We start from the raw sequence: 16,556 nt of genomic DNA on the forward strand, positions 1-16,556 counted from the left end.
GAGTAGGTCACCGCCAAACCTAGTAAGAAACGTAACTCTCATAACGATGACAAAATAAACCCCAAATCAATAAAATGGGGCAAATAGGGCCCAAATCTGCGCCCAACCGTCGCGGGGTGGAGCAGCCCGGTAGCTCGTCAGGCTCATAACCTGAAGGTCGTTGGTTCAAATCCAACTCCCGCAACCAAAAATCCTAACCTTTCCAAATGGTTAGAATCCGACAAAAACACTTGTGTATGGCCCGTGCAAAAACGAGTCAACGCTGAGTCAACGTTTTAGAAGTCCCCCTGAAAAGTGGGGGCTTTTTGCGTTTTGGGCGGTTGACCAAAACCCGCTGGGTGACCGGACTGCATGCGCGAAAACGGTATCGTGTATTGCGGATGTTATGCAGAAGCTCTAGATTTGCGTCATCTTGCTACTGACGGATCCGATGACGCGTTATCTCTTTTCTTTCCTGCTGCTGGTTGCCGTCGCATTGTTCGGCGTCGTGCCGCATGCGGTAATGGCTGAGGAAGCGCCAACTGCATCGATCCCGTGTAGTAATGAGCAAGGCGTCATGAGGGAGCATGTCGAAGCTATCGCGTATTGCGGCACTGCAGATCATTCGATGTCTGCTGCCTGTGGCGTCGCTTGTCTCGGTTCAATTGCGACCTGGTTTCCACCTCCGGACCCGGCCCTAATGGTATTTCGACCAGTTGCGCACCAAATGGCTATGTCCTTGGTATTACACGGGCGTCTGATCGAAACCGCTGACCGCCCTCCTAAATCCATCTGAACTGTTGAAGAGCGGAACCGCAAGGAGGTTCCAGACCGATACAATCCCCTTCCGGGGAGAGATGGATTTATTCAAAATGAAACATGATCTGACACGCCGCGGCTTTCTGGCCGCATCCGCAGCTATGGCTGCAACCACCGTTTTGCCGCGCGGCGCTTACGCGCAGGCCACACCACTTACCCTGACCGCTGCGACGCGGGTGATTGAGGTGGGTGGTCGTGCCGCGACTGTCATGGGGCTGGCCAATGGAACGGGTAAACAAGGCTTGATCCTTGATCCCGGTCAGCGGTTCCGGGTGGACCTGACCAATGCGCTGGATGAGGAAACCATCATCCACTGGCATGGCCAGATCCCGCCCAATGTGCAGGACGGTGTGCCTGATCTGCCGATGCCGCTTTTGAAACCGGGTGAGACGCGCAGCTATGACTATGCGGCGATGCCCGGCACGTTCTGGATGCACAGTCATGTGCCGGTGCAGGAAATGAGCTTGCTTGCCGCGCCGCTGATCGTGCGACGGCCCGAGGATCTGACATCTGACCGCCAAGAGGTTGTTATGTTCCTGCATGATTTCTCATTCCGACCCGCCGCCGATGTGTTGGCTGAGATCACCGAAGGTGCGGCGCATCACGACGTGGGCAACATGGGTGCCACGATGCAAGGTCCGGGTGGTATGTTGGGCATGGATCATTCTGGCATCGCGATGGGTGGCATGATGTCGGGCGGAAGCGGCCATATGAACATGGCAGGCGGCATGAACATGGGTGGCATGGGTGCCGGCGGGATGGAGATGGATCTAAACGACTTCGACTTCGATGCCTATCTCGTCAATGATCGCAGCCTGGCCGACCCGGAGGTAATCACGGTTGAACGCAAAGGTCGCATTCTGCTGCGGGTGATCAATGCCGCGGCGGCGACGTCGTTCTGGATTGATACCGGCGGTATTCCTGCACGTCTGGTGGCAGTAGACGGCCACGCCGTGGAGCCGATGGCAGGCACGCGCTTTGGCCTCGCCATGGCGCAGCGCCTCGATCTGGAAATCGACCTGCCGGGCGCAGGAGCGTTTCCGATCATTGCCCTGCGCGAAGGCGCGCGCGAGCGCACGGGACTCATCCTCGCAACCTCAGGCGCAGAGATACGCCGGATGGATGACCTGAGCGAAACTGAAAGTGGCGCCTTTGATATTGATCTTTCGCAAGAGGCTGCGTTGCGAGCTGCAAGACCGGAAGGTGCGCCCGCCCTTCCGCCGCGCGCAGTAGACCGGTCTCACCAAATTATGCTGGGTGGCGCGATGCAGCCTTACCTCTGGACCATCAATGGGCAGGTCTGGGGCAACCACACCCCGATCACCGCCAAGACTGGTGAGCGGGTGCATCTGACGTTCCACAACATGTCGATGATGGGGCATCCGATGCATTTGCACGGGCATGTCTTCCAGGTGGTGAATATCAATGGGCGCGACATCGACGGCGCGGTCCGCGATACCGTCTATGTGCCCCCGATGACGATGGTGACGATTGCGCTGGATGCGGGCGAGGCCGCGCGCTGGATGCTGCATTGTCATCACATGCCGCACCTGTCCACGGGCATGATGACCGAGTTTGCTGTATCAGCGTGATATCCCTGCCACCGGGTACCACACCCGGTGGCAAAATAAATTCACCGCACCTCATTCGGTTGGCATAGCTGACGGCAAGAGGAATACGCGCACGCCGCATGGACGGCGAAGATAAATTGGAGATTGTATCATGAAAAAGAGACTCATTGGCGCGTTGGGTGTTGCCGTCATCGCCCTAGCGGGTTGGTATTGGACCCAAGTTCAGCCCTCAAAAAACCCGGTTTCGGCATCTGCCGCGGGCACCTCATCGGTGGTGTCGGCGGCACCAATGGTGGAGGTGATGGTTCCAGCAGAGTTTTCGACACAGGCTGGTCAGGGTGAAACATATTACAATGCGGTCTGCGCTTCTTGCCATGGCGCAAATGCGGCCGGGCAGGATGGCATCGCGCCACCGCTTGTCCACCGCATTTATGAGCCGTCGCATCACGGCGATGCGGCTTTCTTTCTGGCAGCGCGGAACGGTGTGCGGGCACATCACTGGAAATTTGGCAACATGCCCGCGGTTGAACAACCCCTGACCGATTCAGAACTGGGTGCGATCGTTGCTTATGTGCGCGAGTTGCAGCGTGCCAACGGGATCAACTGATGGCACGTAATCCAAGCGAAGTGGGTGGTTGCACTCACGGCGATCAAGCATGAGGCCGGTCCCACTCATTTTCGGAGCAGCGGCCCTCATTGGAACCATCGGGGCCGCCGTCTATCTGTTTGCGCCTGAGGATGCCGCCGTGTCGCGCGGCCATGTCCTTTACGATACAAACTGCGCCTCCTGTCACGGGAGAAATTTGGAAGGTCAACCCGACTGGCAAAGCCCCGACGAGGACGGACGCTATCCTGCGCCACCCCACGATGCCAGTGGCCACACGTGGCATCATTCTGACGCCGACCTGATTGCCTACATTACCCTGGGCGGCGAGGAAGCACTGGCACAAATGGGCGTGCGGTTTGACAGTGGCATGCCGGGGTTTGGCGAGATGCTGACGCCAACACAGATCGAAGACATCCTTGCGTATATCAGATCGCGTTGGCCTGAACGTGAGCGTGGCGTGCACGCCGAGCGGAGCCTTGCAGATACTCAATGACCCACAGGCGAACAGTCGTCAGGCTGGCGAGGCAGGATATCCGGCCTCTGCCAGCGCTGCCGTCATATGTGCGGCGTCAGTGCCGCTCTGAACTGTGATCTGCCGTGCGGCCATGTCAAACTCGATTTGCGCCGCAGGATCGAGGGCATGGATCGTTTTTTCAACAGTTGTCTTGCAGTGGCCACAGCTCATATCGGGAATATGGAAGGTTGTCATTGAGTTCTCCTTTTTTGGTTTGCCTATAGATCCACCCGCCGCAGGCGCAGCGCGTTCGTGATGACCGAAACAGAGGACAGGCTCATCGCCGCTGCCGCGATCATTGGCGAGAGTAGAAGGCCAGTGACAGGATAAAGCAGCCCCGCCGCGATCGGGACACCGACCGCATTATAGGCAAAGGCAAAGAACAGGTTTTGCTTGATATTGCGCAACGTCGCGCGCGCGAGATTGCGCGCCCGCACGATTCCCATCAGATCGCCGCCCAGTAAGGTGATGCCTGCACTTTCCATCGCCACATCCGCGCCGGTGCCCATGGCGATGCCGACATCGGCGGCGGCGAGGGCCGGAGCGTCGTTCACCCCGTCACCTGCCATGGCAATCTTGTGGCCCTTGCTTCGCAACTCGTCGATCAGCGTCTTCTTATCCTCGGGCAAGACGCCCGCGCGCACCTCGTCGATGCCCAGTTTGCTGGCCACCGCCTCCGCCGTGCGCTCATTGTCGCCGGTCGCCATGATGATACGCAGCCCCTGCGCGTGGAGTTCGTCGATCGCCTGCGCGGTGCTGTCCTTGATCGGGTCGGCCACCGCCACGATGCCGACAAGTGCGTCATCGACAGCGATGAACATCGCCGTCTTTCCCATGGCGCGTAGGGTGTCCGCCTCGGCTTCGGCATGCGTCGTGTCCAGCCCCATCTCCTGCATCATCGCGCCATTGCCAAGTGCCACGGAACGCCCGCCGACCGTGCCGCGCACGCCCTTGCCGGTGATGGCCTCAAAGTGGTGGCGTCCTGCCGCGCAACCCCTTGCGCCTCTGCCCCCTCAACAATCGCCTCGGCCAGCGGGTGTTCCGAGCCACGTTCCAGCGCTGCGGCCAACGACAAAAGGTCGGACTCGGCCAGATCCCCCAGCACAACCGTATCGGTTAGCTTCGGCTTGCCCATTGTCAGTGTGCCAGTCTTGTCAACGATCAGCGTATCGACGCCCGCCATGCGCTCCAGCGCCTCGGCATCCTTGATCAAGACACCTGCCTGCGCGCCGCGCCCCGCTGCTGTGGTGATCGAGATCGGGGTGGCCAGCCCAAGCGCGCACGGGCAGGCGATGATCAGTACCGAGACCGCCGAGGCGATGGCGAAGACCAGCGCCGGTTCCGGCCCGAAGATCAGCCAGACAATGAACGCGATAATCGCGACGGCTACCACGGTCGGCACGAAGATAGCCGAGACCCGGTCGGCCATCCCCTGAATCGGCGCGCGGGACCGCCGCGCATTCGACACCATCGCCACGATTTGCGCCAGCACCGTATCGGCCCCGACCTTGCCCGCCTCAATCACGAGGCTGCCGTTATGGTTGATCGTGGCCCCGGTCACCGCATCGCCGGGCTCCTTCTCCACCGGCATGGATTCGCCCGTCAGCATGCTTTCGTCCAGGCTGGATCGCCCGTCGATCACCATGCCATCCACCGGCACGGCCTCGCCGGGCCGCACCCGCAGGCGGTCGCCCTCCATGATGTTTTCCAGCGGTGCATCGTATTCCGTGCCATCGGGCAGGATGCGCCGGGCAGTCTTGGGCGCGAGGTCCAGAAGCGCGCGGATCGCGTCGCCGGTGCGTTCGCGCGCCCGCAATTCCAACACCTGCCCCACAAAGACCAAGGTCACGATCACCACAGCTGCCTCGAAATAATTGCCGACCGCTTCGCCCGTCCGATACTGTTCCGGAAACACCCCGGGAAGGAAGGTGGCGACCAGTGAATAAAGATAAGCCGCCGCCACACCAAGGCTGATCAGCGTCCACATGTTGGGCGAACGGTTCAGAACCGACTCCCAGCCGCGCTTGAAGAACGGCCAGGCCGCCCAGAGCACGATCGGCGTTGCCAGCACAAACTCCAGATAGCTGGCGGTCTGGTGCCCGATCCAGTCGCGCACCGGCAGGGCGACCATTTCGCCCATCGCCAGAATGATCAGCGGCACCGCCGCAACCGACGAGATCCACATCCGGCGGGTGAAATCGGTCAGTTCCTCGCTGGGCTCATCCGAGGGCAACATCGGCTCCAACGCCATGCCGCAGATCGGACAGTCTCCGGGTTCATCGCGCACGATCTCCGGGTGCATCGGGCAGGTATATTGGGCATCTGTAGGAGCCGCCTTCTTTTGCCCGGCGGCGCGACCGGAAGCATAGAACCACGGATCGGCCTTGAATCTGGTCTGGCAACCCTCTGAACAGAAATGAAACTTCTCGTCCTGAAACGCCGCGTGACGCGTCTCGGGCCCGATCTCGACCGTCATGCCGCAAACAGGATCCTTTGCGGTATCGGCTCCCGCCGGGATGTCGGACTTCGCGTGGTGATGATCGTGGTCCATGTCTTGCCAACTTTCTGTTGATTTACTCTGCCTAAGGCATCCAGTGGCTGGAAGGTCAAGCCCTATTAGTGTTGATCGTGATCGCCCTCGTCCTGGGATGTCATCATCAGCCTTGGGCTCTTTGAAGTAACGCGATCAGTTCGTTAAACTTTTCACGCTGCTATGGCGGGCATGGGCCTGTGGATGCTTGGAGCTTGGGTTGCGGCCTGAGTGTCATGCGCCACGGTTTAAATCGAAGTAGAAGATCAAACGAAACACGCTCGCCATGACAGTGAAATGCCAGTGGTTTTTTGACCGGGGGAGCACCTTGACTTGATCGATTTTCGACCGCAGGATAGTTAACCTCCACTGTCGAGCCGCCCAAAGTGAACAATCCCCGGTCCGTCTTTCACCTGCACGCCCGCACTTGCTCGCGCAGGACGGCATAATCGCTCAGAATCCGCACCACCATAGATGCTTCTGATAGCTTTTCGACTTCATCCGCAGCTTGGGCTTGATCTGTTGGTCTGGCAAGCCTGTCCCCGTTCATCAGAACCGCCCATCGCGCAAGCGCTGAGCCAGATCATCGCGATCAGCTGGGCGGCGACTGGCGGCGTCCAGCATCTGCGTTGGGTTTCATGGGCTTTCTCCGATGTTGAAAGACGCTCGGCCAACCGTCCCGTGCGCTCCCCGGCACGGCGCAGGTTCAACAGGAACAGTGCGACGGTGGTGATGGCCAAGAACAAGCCCAGCGCTTTGCGCGCAGGGCCGCTTTTGAGTATTGTGACAATCCAGCCAATCATCTCTGGCTCCGCTTCCAGTCGTCGATCCGGGCGTGGATGGCAATGGCGATGCCGATCAGCGCCACGGCGATGAAGACTCAGCGTAGGGTTTCGAGGTAGGGCACCAGGGGCAGGATCGCGGATTGGGTTTCTGCCAGGATATCTTGCGCCACCTCGACACCCGCAGCGCCGCCGCCCTTCAAAGTGCGGCTTTCGGCCAAGACCTCGCGGGCAGGGGTCACCTCTGGCACGAAGGGCGTCGCGCGGGACGGGAAGAGATTGCTCCAAGACCGCGCGGGACCGGGATCGATGTGCATGAAGCCGGAGACGGGCTATTTTCAGGGGCGCGCCCTGTTCGGCGGTGCCGAGGCCCACGCGGCCGTCGATAATGCCGTGGGTTTTGTGCTGTGGTTCAACTTTCTGGCCGGGTTTGCCTATGTGCTGGCTGGCGTCGGGCTGTTCTTGCAGAACCGTCTCGCCGTGTGGATCTCCCTCGGCATTCTGACCAGCACAGCGCTGGTCGGGATCGCTTTCGGTGTTCATATGCTGCAAGGCGACGCGTTCGAGTCGCGCATCGCCGGCGCAATGATCCTGCGCACGGCAGTCTGGGCCGTCATTGCGGTCGTAGCGTTTCGCTATATAGCCACGCCAGCTGCGACCAACGAAGTGAAGTGATCATGACCGCAGGCCAGCAAAAGACAATTCAAACCATCTTGATGGGCACCACCGTCCCCACTCCGCGCTCAACGGCGCAGAGCTTCCGCTGATCGTCGCCAGCTTGTGCAAAAGGACACGGGCGCGGGCGATGGGTGGTTAAGATCCGATGGTACTGACCCGGGCTGATCCGGCACCTTGTGAAGCATCCCGGTTTCGGCGACCATGCAAGCCATGCGTCAAAATCGCCAATGCCCAAGGCGGCCTGAGGCGCTATCGTGGGAAAATCAGAGGGCAAAGCGAAATTTTATGAATGCGATCGTAGATATGATGGCGCTTGCGCTGGCACCGTTCGACTCTGGTGATCAGAATATGGTCATCTGCGGGGTGCAGATGTGACCGAGCTGGCCAAACGAATCCCCACCAAACCGCTGCAGCGCGACCCCGCTTTCATTCTCTCGTTGCTGACGGTTATGGGCATGCTTTTGGGTATGGCGGGGGCGTGGCTGCCGGTTGACGGGCTGGGAATTGTCACCCTTCCTTCGCTGGCAACTGTTTATCTTGCGGGAGGGCTTCCTGCGGCATCGCGGGCACTCTCGGCGCTTTGGAATGAACATGTTTTGGATATTGACCTGCTGATGGTGGTTGCCGCGGTGGCAGCTGCGGCTGTCGGCGCACCGCTGGAAGGCGCGGTTTTGTTGACGCTGTTCAGCGTGGCGGACACGCTGGAGGAGCGCGCGCTTGGCCGTGCGCGCAGCGCGATCGAGGCGCTGATGGCGCTGCGTCCTGAAACCGCATTGCGCAAAACCGCGTCCGGCGGGGTTGAGGAGGTCGCGGCAGCGACGCTGGAGGTTGGTGATGTTGTGGTGCTGCGTCCCGGTGCGCGGGTGCCGAGTGATGGCACGATCAGCCTCGGGCGCGGCGGGCTTGATGAGGCCAATATCACCGGCGAGTCTATGCCCGTCTCCAAGGCCGTAGGCCAGCCGGTGTTTGAAGCGACAGTGAACCTTGACGGGGTGCTGGAGGTCACTGTGACGCGCACGGTGGGGGAAAGCACCATTGCCCGCATGATCCGGCTGGTGACCGAGGCGCACGCCTCAAAGGCCCCGTCAGAGCGGTTCAGCGTCTGGTTTGGCCAGCGCTATACCATTGCTGTCCTGATTGGGGCGGTGCTTGCCTTTGGCTGTTTTTACTGGCTGGACGGCAATTGGAAGCCTGCACTTTACAAGGCGGCGACACTGCTGGTTGCGGCCAGCCCTTGCGCGATTGTCATCTCGGTCCCTGCCGCGATTTTGTCGGCGCTGTCGGCCGCCGCGCGCATGGGCGTTCTGTTCAAAGGCGGCGCCGCGCTGGAAACCCTTGCCGCCGTCGATAGTTTTGCTTTTGACAAGACCGGCACGCTGACCAAAGGGCAGGCGGCTGTTACGCAAATCGTGGCGCTGAACGGCGACGAGGCGGGGTTTTTGTCGCTTCTCGCCGGGCTGGAGGCGCATTCCGAACACCATGTCGCCGCTGCAATCCGGCGTGCCGCTTCTGAGCGCGGGCTTGACCCGGGCGAGGTGCGCGAGGTCAGCGCCCAACCGGGGATCGGGATTACAGGGCAGGATGATCTGGGTCCGGTCTGGGCCGGAAACTCCTATCTGGCGGAAAATATGGGTGCGCCCATTGACGCCCCGCGCCTGCGGTCACTGGCGGAGGGTGCGGATTCGGTTATCTATCTGGGGCGGGGAGCAGAGGTGCTGGGCGCGGTCAGTGTGGCGGATGAGGCACGGCCCAGCTCTGCCCCCGCGATTGCCGCGCTGCGGGCCAGCGGTGTGCGCCGGATCGTGATGATGACAGGTGACAGACGGCCAGTGGCGCTGCGGATCGGGGCGGAACTCGGCCTTAACGAGGGGGAGATCCATGCCGAAATGCTGCCTGAGGATAAGGTAAAGGCCGTGGCCAGACTGGCCGAACGCGGCAAGGTGGCCTTTGTCGGCGATGGGGTGAATGATGCCGCAGCCCTTGCGCGCGCTGATATCGGCATTGCGATGGGGGCCGCGGGGTCCGAGGTGGCCTTGCAAGCCGCCGATGTGGCGCTCTTGTCGGAGGATATGCGCCAGCTTGCCGATGCCCACCGCCTTGCCCGCCGCGCCGCACGGATCATCCGCCAGAACCTGATCTTTGCCATCGGAGTCATGGTGATTTTGGTCATCGCCGGGCTGTTCTTTGACCTGCCGTTGCCGATTGCGGTCGTCGGTCATGAAGGCGGCACGGTGCTTGTGGTGCTGAACGGGTTGCGACTGCTGTCGAACCCCGCGCGCAGGGCAAAGCGGAATGCGCCAATCCGCGGGCCGAAAGAGGCTGCTGCATGAGGGTGGTGGCCCTTGCCCGCTTTGCGAAGGGAGCTTTGTTATGATGGCTGAAAAGCCCCGTGAGGACTGGGACGAGGTTCTCGATTTCTGGTTTCCTGAAGGGCGCGCTTTGGATGTGGACCCACAGGCGCACCATGCGCATTGGCGCTGGCGGATGCAGGGCGGTGCGGATGCTGAAATCATGGCGCGGTTTGCGGATCTTACCGAAAGCGCGGCACAGGGGCGGCTTGACGCTTGGGCGCAGGACCCACATGGCAGGCTGGCGCTGATCACCGTGCTGGATCAGTTTTCCCGCTCGGTCTGGCGCGATGATGCCCGCGCCTTTGCGCAAGATCCTTACGCGCTATCGCTGTCAATGAGCGGAATATCAAACGGTGATTATGCCCGGCTGGAAACGCCGTGGTCCCAGATCGTCTTTGGCCTGCCCTTGGGCCATTGCGAGGGGCCGGACCATTTGCAGCGTCTCGACCAGTTGATCACCCTACGCGAAGGGATTGCCATCACAGCCCCGGCCCCTTTGCAGCCAATCTATTCCGGCTTGGTCAGTCAAGCCCGCGACGTTCGAAAAATCATCGCGGCCTTTGGTCGGCATCCGCATCGTAATGGCGTGCTGAACCGCAAATCGACTGCCGTGGAGGAGGCCTATCTCGCTAAAGGCCAGTTCCCCCATATGAAAGCGTTTCGGTAAAATACCGATAAACGCCGCCAGATGTCAGGGCTTTGATGTGCTGCTTTGCAGCCCAGCTAAACAGATCGTCAGTTCCCAATTGCGATCAGCCTTTGACCCCGTGGCCCGCCCGGCAAGAGCGGGCCCGCTAGGTTAGCGCGCCGTATAGCCACCATCGACCAAGTGATACGACCCGGTTATAAAGCTTGCACGATCCGACAGCAAAAACACGATCAGCGCCGCGACCTCTTCGGGCGTGCCAAGCCGGTTCAGGGCGTGCTCACCTTCGAGGTGCTTCAGCGTTGCGGCGTCCAGCGCGCTGCTTACCAGCGGCGTCATAATAAACCCCGGCCCCACGGAATTGACCCGCACGCCGGTCGCTGCATGCTCAAGCGCCGCATTTTTTGTCGCCCCCAGAACGCCATGCTTGGCGCTGACATAGGGCGAGGACCCGGCAAAACCGACCGAACCAAGGATCGAGGCCACATTGACCACCGCACCCCCACCCGCCTTTTCAATCTCGGGGATGGCAAAACGCATCCCATAGAAAACGCCGGACAGGTTGATGTCGATCACCTTTTGCCACGCCTCGACATCATAGCTGCCAGTCGGCGCCGAGGGGCCACCGATGCCCGCGTTATTGACAATCCCGTGCAACGCGCCGGTCGTCTTGACCGCAAATTTCACCATCGCTTCGACCTCAGCGGCCTTCGCCACATCCACGGTACAGGCATGGGCCTTGCCGCCCTTGCTCGCGATGTTTTTGACAATGCTGTCGGCATTGGCCCGGTCAAGGTCCGCGACAATCACGGTGGCACCACTCGTCGCGAGTTCCTCGGCGGTGGCAGCACCAATGCCCGACCCCCCACCTGTTACAATAATCGTTTTGCCGTCAAAACGCAGATCCATGGCTTTTCTCCTTTGAGAACTGTGAATTACCGTATCAACATAGGGATGCGAGAGCCGATTTTCATCGCTGGCATCGTTTTATTTGTCAAATGAGATGCAGGCGCGGGTGTAATGTGGATCAGCGTCAGTGAGGCAATCCCAAAGCCGGGCGGAGTGATTTTGACGCAGAGCCTAAACCGATAGTTTCAGACGAGCTTCAAAACCCGATGCTTGGCCGGTGCGGGGTGATTTCAGGATCAACTCGCTTCCCAACCGGTCCGCAATCGCTGCGACAATCGCAAGGCCAAGACCGCTTCCCTCGGCACTTGTCCCCGCGCGCTCAAACCGGGCAGTAAGGCGGGCCAGCGTTTGCGCAGGAACAACCGGCCCCGCGTTTGCAATGATCAAAGTGCCGTCTGCCGTCAACTCAACCTCGACCGCGCTGCCTTCCAGTCCGTGACGCAGGGCATTTTCAATCAGGTTCCGGTAAAGGATGCCGAATGCATCGGGATCGAGGTCTGACATCACGGGCTGTTCCGGCAGCGTCAGCTTGATGCGATCAGGCGCAACCGTGCGGCCAATATCCGCAACTATGATACGCGCCACCGGGCGCAGGTCCGACGCGTGATCCAACCGGAGCTGCCCGCCTTCAGCACGGGCCAATTGCATCAGCCGCTCGGCCACGCGTGTCAGCCGCTTCAGTGTGGCCTCAATGTCAGTGGCCCTTTGCACGGTGCCAGGCTCACTGGTTTCGGACCGAAGGCGTTGTGCCTGTGCGATGGCCCCCGCAAGCGGGGTGCGCAATTCATGCGCGGCATTGGCGGCAAAGCTGCGCTCGGCATCAAAACTGGCTTTCAAGCGCTCAAAGACGTCGTTCAGTGTGGCCGCTACCGGGGCGATTTCCCAAGGCAGGCCTTTGGTCGGGACCGGCGACAGGTCACGCGCATCGCGTCCGCCAAGAGTTTTGCGGAACTCTCTCAGCGGGCGCAGGCTTGTCCGAACCGCCAGAAGAATGGCGAGCAGGGCTGCGGGAATTACGACAAGCAGCGGCAGTGCAAGACCGATCTGGATGTTGCGTGCAACTGTGCTGCGGTGCTCCACGGGCTCCGCCACGGTAATCCGGATGCTGCCTTGCAGGGCGGCCTCGGTATAGAGCCTGTGGGTTGCAGTCTGGTGATACCCCACCCCGTCATAAGGGGGAAACACCGCAGCCTCTGCCGCGTGGGATTGCAACAGCATCCTGCCCTGTGCGTCACGGACGATATAGGTGAAGAATTCATCGTGGTCGCGGATAGTGGCCAGACGTTGCGGGGTATCATCCTCGTCGCGCCCAAGCACGTCCAGAACCGCAAGCGGCAGCAGGCGTTGTGCGGTTTCTTGCAGGGCGGAATCGAAGACCTCATCCATTTCATGCCGAAGCGCGACACTGGTCCCCCAAGCCGCTGCCACCCACAAAAGCGTCAGTAGAACGCCCAGCGACAGGGCCAGACGCGATTGCAGGCTGCGCGGCCACCTCATGGAGTGCCCAGACGGTAGCCCATGCCGCGCTCGGTCTCAATCACGCTTGCGCCCAGCTTTTTGCGCAGGCGGCTGACATGAACTTCGATGGTGTTGCTTTCCACTTCTGCGTCAAAAGTATAAAGCTTTTCTTCAAGCTGCGGTTTGGACAACAATTGACCGGGGCGGGCCAGAAACGCCTCAAACAACGCCCATTCGCGGGCGGTCAGCAGGATCTGCTTGCCTTCGCTGCGGATGGTGCGCGACGCGATGTCGATGGTCAGCGCGCCGTGGCTGATGATCGGGTTGGGGTTGCCGGAATAGCGGCGCGCGACGGACCCGATCCGTGCGGACAGCTCCGACAGATCAAAGGGTTTCACAAGGTAGTCATCCGCACCCGCATTCAGCCCCTCAATCCGGTCGGAAATCTGGTCCAGCGCGGTCAGGATAATCACCGGCGTCACATCGCCCCGCGCGCGCAAGGTTTTCAAAAACCCAATGCCGCGCCCATCCGGAAGCATCAGGTCCAGCAAAAGCAGATCATATGCCGCCGCTGCAACCGCATCGCCCGCCGCATCAAGCCGCGTGACCCAATCCACAGACTGGCCGTCGCCAGCGATCTGGTCGCGTACGGCAGAGCCCAAGACGGTGTCGTCCTCAATCAGCAGGATGCGCATGGTGGATGTTTCCTTTCACTATGACCCTTCATGATCCGTCTACCTGACGCAACGCTGATGCTGCCGAGACAAACGCTTCAGGATCTTGTCAGTTTCGCGGCGCATGAGTTGCAGCACAATGAACCCTGAGAGGAGTTTGACCCATGAAGAAGACATTGACAATTCTCGATCTTATGACGGTCTTTCCTGGTGGGGTGGGGTGGGGTGGCTTTGAGGCATCGGCCCCCGCGTGAGGCCGATGCGCGGCAGGACAGGGAGTAGCGAGGCAATGTCGGATGTAGTAGAACGCGCCAGCAATACCCGCGTGGCGTCAAACCTTCGATCCATCCCCGGGGTTCCTGCCGCCAGCAGCGCCGTGAATGTGACCGGGCTCTTGCTGGTCGGACTGTCGTGCATTCTGGCGGGCGTTCTTGGCTTCGTCTCTTACGCGCCCTATGGTTTTGATGTGGCCATCGGAATCGCTGTTGGGGCCGCTGCCGTCGTCGCCATGAGCCTGACCCTGATCCTTGCGGCGCGCCCGCGCCTGCTGGAGCCTGCCTTTGGCGGGCTCGACCGCATGTACCGGGTTCACAAATGGCTTGGCATATCGGCGCTGGTCCTGATGATCCTGCATGACCAGTTTGAACCCGACTTTGAGCGCACGGTCCGGGAGACCGGGTTGGGCGATTTCGCCAGCGACGCAGGCGAGTTCGCTTTCAATGCGCTGCTTGCGTTGATCGCGATCAGTTGGTTCCGACGGCTTCCGTTTGTCAGGCTGGAGATTCCTTATCAGCTCTGGCGTTTCAGCCATCGCTTCATGGGCGTTCTTTTCGCTATCGTCGTATTTCACCAATTTTTCGTCGACCTGCCAACCGGGGTTGATCCGTCGCTGTCAGTGCTTCTGAACGGGTTTGGAATCGCCGGACTGATCGCCTGGGTCCATACCGAGTTCATAGCCCCGCATCTGCGTCGCCGGGCGTTCACAGTCAGTCGGGTCAGCCGACAGGGGGAGATTACAGCACTGACCCTGACACCCAAGGGGCGGGCCATGCGCTGGCGGCCGGGGCAGTTTGCCTTTGTCCGCGCGCCTGAGGCTGGGTTGTCAGAGCCGCACCCTTTCACAATTGCCAGCGCCGCGCGCCCTGATGGTACGCTGACACTGTATATACGGGCGCTCGGCGGCTGGACAAGGAGACTGCCCGACGCCCTGCGCGCGGGCATGAGCGTGCAGGTCGAAGGCCCCTACGGACGCTTCAATTTTCGCAAGGGCGGCACGCGGCAGATCTGGCTGGCTGGCGGTATTGGCATCACGCCGTTTCTCGCTTGGGCAGAGAGCCTCGCGGAGACGGAGCGGCGCGAAATCCACCTCATTTACTGTGTCCGCACGCCGGAAGACGCAATCGGTCTGGAAACCCTGCAGGCTGCGGTCGGGCGCAATCCGCGCTTCAGCTATGAGGTGGTTGCGACTGCGCACGATGGGCGCTTGACAGGGGACCATGTGATCGGGTCGGTCCGCTTCCCGGTTGGGGAGGCCGAACTTTGGTTCTGCGGGCCGAAGGGCTTGAAGGATGGAGTCCTCAAGGATCTGAAAACCCGCGGCCAGACGCCGCGACGGGTGCGGTTTGAGCATTTTGAATTCGCATGAGATGCAGTTCATCAGATCGATAGGCCGCAAAACAGTGCCCGTAAGCCCCGCAGGTTCCCGGCGGGGCTTTGTCATTTCTGACAGCAAGCTGAAGCAATAATTGCGGCTTCGTCAGGTGCGGATCAGTTGGTGAGCGCAGATTGAGTACATCAGATGAAAGGAGAATATCATGCATACGAACCTTGTTGTATCCGCAGTCCTGTCCGCACTGGCCACGACAGCAATGGCCGCACCCTTTGAGACGCCATATTCCCTGAGCGCCGTTCACGCGGATTTCCGGTCACAGCTTGAACAGGTCGCGAGCAAGTCCGGCGCGGTTGGCAGCACAGCTCGCGTCGCGGCCGACCTTATGGGGCCGCATAACGCAGCGCAGGAAAAGCTGATCTTGCCGATCCTTGGCTTTGCCGATGTCGCCGCCGGTGGGCAGATGCGGACGGACCCGCAAATGCCTGAACGGTTGCAGGTGCTGGAGGCAGAGCTGGCGCAGATACACGACAGCGATGTGGATCTCGTTATCGCCCTTGTTGATCTCTACGCGACAGCGGATGAGGCCGGGCAACCCGAAACCGTGCGTCTTGCCGAGCGGATGATCTGGCATGAGGTAAACGATGTTCAGGTGCTTTACCCGGCGGCACTGCTTGTCGGCGCGTCGTTGCAAGCGCAGCTGGGCATCCCAAGCCCCGCCGGATTTCAAATAGATCCCGGCCCGCTTGATGGCCCAACCCCTTCCCGATGATGGGCGTTGGCAATCCGCATGAAACCGACAAGCGGAACTGAACCAGGGGTCCCGCCACATGGGCACACTTCAATGAAAGGCCGACTGTCGCAGTCGGCCTTCTTTTTTGTCGCGTTCCTGACGCCAAGCTGAAGCAAAAACCGCGTGGCTGTCAGCCCCCCCTCAGGTGGCCCCCCTAGGGTGATCTTATCAGGTGGAAGGAGATCCCCAATGAAAAAGACTCTGACAGTCCTCGCTTTGCTTGCCGCACTTCCGGCGGGCATGGCGTTTGCCGATGATGATTGCTCTGTGCCGCTGGCCAATTGGCAGCCGCGCGAGGCGGTAGAGCGCTTGGCCCAAGACAACGGCTGGACCCTGCGCCGCATCAAGATCGATGATGGCTGCTATGAGGTGAAGGGCCGCGATGCCACGGGGCGGGAAATAAAGGCCAAGATCGACCCGGCGACGCTGCGGGTGATCAAGTTGAAATACAAGAATGATGACCGGGATGACGATGATGATGATGACGACGATGACAAGGATCGTGCGCGTCGTGACCGCAAGGACGGCGTAAGCCCTGCCGCACCAAGCACGGCCCCGCGCAACCCTTTGTTTGGCAACGGCGCGCCACCAACGGTTTTGGTGAAATAACCCCGCAGCCCGCCCCATCCCGGACCA

At 60.7% G+C, this 16,556-nt stretch carries 15 protein-coding genes, 1 tRNA gene and 2 pseudogenes; 11 read left to right on the forward strand and 7 right to left on the reverse strand.

Annotated features, from left to right (window positions below):
• Positions 1-110: 110 nt before the first annotated feature.
• The 5 genes from AKU94_RS07755 (at position 111) to AKU94_RS07770 (ending at position 3,469) form a co-directional block, all read left to right on the forward strand.
• A tRNA-Met gene (locus AKU94_RS07755) sits at positions 111-187 on the forward strand.
• A 243-nt stretch (positions 188-430) separates the two neighbouring features.
• Positions 431-775: a hypothetical protein gene (locus tag AKU94_RS19655; protein ID WP_157056467.1), complete on the forward strand. Its 345-nt coding sequence runs from the start codon at positions 431-433 to the stop codon at positions 773-775.
• A gap of 76 nt (positions 776-851) precedes the next feature.
• Positions 852-2,390: a multicopper oxidase family protein gene (locus AKU94_RS07760; protein ID WP_050526769.1), complete on the forward strand. Its 1,539-nt coding sequence runs from the start codon at positions 852-854 to the stop codon at positions 2,388-2,390.
• Between the two features lie 130 nt (positions 2,391-2,520).
• Positions 2,521-2,976, forward strand: a complete 456-nt coding sequence (locus tag AKU94_RS07765; RefSeq protein ID WP_050526736.1) for a c-type cytochrome — start codon at positions 2,521-2,523, stop codon at positions 2,974-2,976.
• Positions 2,977-3,025: 49 nt separating this feature from the next.
• Positions 3,026-3,469, forward strand: coding sequence for a c-type cytochrome (locus AKU94_RS07770; protein WP_050526737.1), 444 nt, complete (start codon positions 3,026-3,028; stop codon positions 3,467-3,469).
• A gap of 18 nt (positions 3,470-3,487) precedes the next feature.
• On the opposite strand, the gene AKU94_RS07775 is transcribed toward AKU94_RS07770, so the two are convergent.
• The 4 genes and pseudogenes from AKU94_RS07775 to AKU94_RS07790 all read right to left on the reverse strand — a co-directional run.
• Positions 3,488-3,685, reverse strand: coding sequence for a heavy-metal-associated domain-containing protein (locus AKU94_RS07775; protein WP_050526738.1), 198 nt, complete (start codon positions 3,683-3,685; stop codon positions 3,488-3,490).
• A gap of 23 nt (positions 3,686-3,708) precedes the next feature.
• Positions 3,709-6,041: pseudogene (locus AKU94_RS07780) on the reverse strand (heavy metal translocating P-type ATPase).
• A 476-nt stretch (positions 6,042-6,517) separates the two neighbouring features.
• Positions 6,518-6,823 (reverse strand): hypothetical protein, encoded by a 306-nt coding sequence (locus AKU94_RS07785; RefSeq protein ID WP_408633682.1) that lies wholly within the window; start codon positions 6,821-6,823, stop codon positions 6,518-6,520.
• Positions 6,820-7,134: pseudogene (locus AKU94_RS07790) on the reverse strand (YcbK family protein); the annotation flags it as partial. The pseudogene AKU94_RS07790 and the gene AKU94_RS07785, both read right to left, overlap by 4 nt.
• On the opposite strand from AKU94_RS07790, the gene AKU94_RS07795 reads away from it, so the two are divergent.
• The 3 genes from AKU94_RS07795 (at position 7,118) to AKU94_RS07805 (ending at position 10,498) form a co-directional block, all read left to right on the forward strand.
• The gene (locus AKU94_RS07795; RefSeq protein ID WP_050526739.1) at positions 7,118-7,477 is read left to right on the forward strand and encodes a hypothetical protein; all 360 of its coding nucleotides are present in this window, start codon (positions 7,118-7,120) and stop codon (positions 7,475-7,477) included. The pseudogene AKU94_RS07790 and the gene AKU94_RS07795 overlap by 17 nt on opposite strands.
• 452 nt (positions 7,478-7,929) lie before the next feature.
• Positions 7,930-9,810, forward strand: a complete 1,881-nt coding sequence (locus AKU94_RS07800; RefSeq protein WP_050526770.1) for a heavy metal translocating P-type ATPase — start codon at positions 7,930-7,932, stop codon at positions 9,808-9,810.
• 40 nt (positions 9,811-9,850) lie between these two features.
• The gene (locus AKU94_RS07805; RefSeq protein WP_232295724.1) at positions 9,851-10,498 is read left to right on the forward strand and encodes a DUF924 family protein; all 648 of its coding nucleotides are present in this window, start codon (positions 9,851-9,853) and stop codon (positions 10,496-10,498) included.
• A gap of 132 nt (positions 10,499-10,630) precedes the next feature.
• Here the strand turns inward: AKU94_RS07805 and AKU94_RS07810 are convergent, their stop codons facing one another.
• The 3 genes from AKU94_RS07810 to AKU94_RS07820 all read right to left on the reverse strand — a co-directional run bounded on the left by AKU94_RS07810 (position 10,631) and on the right by AKU94_RS07820 (position 13,539).
• Positions 10,631-11,386, reverse strand: coding sequence for an SDR family NAD(P)-dependent oxidoreductase (locus AKU94_RS07810; RefSeq protein WP_050526740.1), 756 nt, complete (start codon positions 11,384-11,386; stop codon positions 10,631-10,633).
• Between the two features lie 171 nt (positions 11,387-11,557).
• Positions 11,558-12,883 carry an ATP-binding protein gene (locus tag AKU94_RS07815; protein ID WP_050526741.1) on the reverse strand — a complete coding sequence of 442 codons (1,326 nt, stop codon included), beginning with the start codon at positions 12,881-12,883 and terminating at the stop codon, positions 11,558-11,560.
• Positions 12,880-13,539, reverse strand: coding sequence for a response regulator transcription factor (locus tag AKU94_RS07820; protein ID WP_050526742.1), 660 nt, complete (start codon positions 13,537-13,539; stop codon positions 12,880-12,882). Before AKU94_RS07820 ends, AKU94_RS07815 begins: the two co-directional genes overlap by 4 nt.
• A gap of 268 nt (positions 13,540-13,807) precedes the next feature.
• On the opposite strand from AKU94_RS07820, the gene AKU94_RS07825 reads away from it, so the two are divergent.
• The 3 genes from AKU94_RS07825 to AKU94_RS07835 all read left to right on the forward strand — a co-directional run bounded on the left by AKU94_RS07825 (position 13,808) and on the right by AKU94_RS07835 (position 16,529).
• Complete coding sequence (locus tag AKU94_RS07825; protein WP_050526743.1) at positions 13,808-15,163, forward strand: ferredoxin reductase family protein; 1,356 nt, start codon at positions 13,808-13,810, stop codon at positions 15,161-15,163.
• Between the two features lie 169 nt (positions 15,164-15,332).
• Positions 15,333-15,899, forward strand: a complete 567-nt coding sequence (locus AKU94_RS07830; RefSeq protein ID WP_050526744.1) for a hypothetical protein — start codon at positions 15,333-15,335, stop codon at positions 15,897-15,899.
• Positions 15,900-16,109: 210 nt separating this feature from the next.
• The gene (locus AKU94_RS07835; protein WP_050526745.1) at positions 16,110-16,529 is read left to right on the forward strand and encodes a PepSY domain-containing protein; all 420 of its coding nucleotides are present in this window, start codon (positions 16,110-16,112) and stop codon (positions 16,527-16,529) included.
• Positions 16,530-16,556: the final 27 nt, after the last annotated feature.

Origin of the sequence: Pseudorhodobacter aquimaris, from assembly GCF_001202025.1 — a bacterium.
Classification (GTDB): domain Bacteria; phylum Pseudomonadota; class Alphaproteobacteria; order Rhodobacterales; family Rhodobacteraceae; genus Pseudorhodobacter; species Pseudorhodobacter aquimaris.

What these genes read in the sequence shown, in the direction of transcription:
- AKU94_RS19655 (WP_157056467.1), top strand. Translation starts at nt 431, where the DNA reads ATGACGCGTTATCTCTTTTCTTTCCTGCTGCTGGTTGCCGTCGCATTG.
- AKU94_RS07760 (WP_050526769.1), top strand. Translation starts at nt 852, where the DNA reads ATGAAACATGATCTGACACGCCGCGGCTTTCTGGCCGCATCCGCAGCT.
- AKU94_RS07765 (WP_050526736.1), top strand. Translation starts at nt 2,521, where the DNA reads ATGAAAAAGAGACTCATTGGCGCGTTGGGTGTTGCCGTCATCGCCCTA.
- AKU94_RS07770 (WP_050526737.1), top strand. Translation starts at nt 3,026, where the DNA reads ATGAGGCCGGTCCCACTCATTTTCGGAGCAGCGGCCCTCATTGGAACC.
- AKU94_RS07775 (WP_050526738.1), bottom strand. Translation starts at nt 3,685, where the DNA reads ATGACAACCTTCCATATTCCCGATATGAGCTGTGGCCACTGCAAGACA.
- AKU94_RS07785 (WP_408633682.1), bottom strand. Translation starts at nt 6,823, where the DNA reads ATGATTGGCTGGATTGTCACAATACTCAAAAGCGGCCCTGCGCGCAAA.
- AKU94_RS07795 (WP_050526739.1), top strand. Translation starts at nt 7,118, where the DNA reads ATGAAGCCGGAGACGGGCTATTTTCAGGGGCGCGCCCTGTTCGGCGGT.
- AKU94_RS07800 (WP_050526770.1), top strand. Translation starts at nt 7,930, where the DNA reads ATGGGCATGCTTTTGGGTATGGCGGGGGCGTGGCTGCCGGTTGACGGG.
- AKU94_RS07805 (WP_232295724.1), top strand. Translation starts at nt 9,851, where the DNA reads ATGATGGCTGAAAAGCCCCGTGAGGACTGGGACGAGGTTCTCGATTTC.
- AKU94_RS07810 (WP_050526740.1), bottom strand. Translation starts at nt 11,386, where the DNA reads ATGGATCTGCGTTTTGACGGCAAAACGATTATTGTAACAGGTGGGGGG.
- AKU94_RS07815 (WP_050526741.1), bottom strand. Translation starts at nt 12,883, where the DNA reads ATGAGGTGGCCGCGCAGCCTGCAATCGCGTCTGGCCCTGTCGCTGGGC.
- AKU94_RS07820 (WP_050526742.1), bottom strand. Translation starts at nt 13,539, where the DNA reads ATGCGCATCCTGCTGATTGAGGACGACACCGTCTTGGGCTCTGCCGTA.
- AKU94_RS07825 (WP_050526743.1), top strand. Translation starts at nt 13,808, where the DNA reads ATGTCGGATGTAGTAGAACGCGCCAGCAATACCCGCGTGGCGTCAAAC.
- AKU94_RS07830 (WP_050526744.1), top strand. Translation starts at nt 15,333, where the DNA reads ATGCATACGAACCTTGTTGTATCCGCAGTCCTGTCCGCACTGGCCACG.
- AKU94_RS07835 (WP_050526745.1), top strand. Translation starts at nt 16,110, where the DNA reads ATGAAAAAGACTCTGACAGTCCTCGCTTTGCTTGCCGCACTTCCGGCG.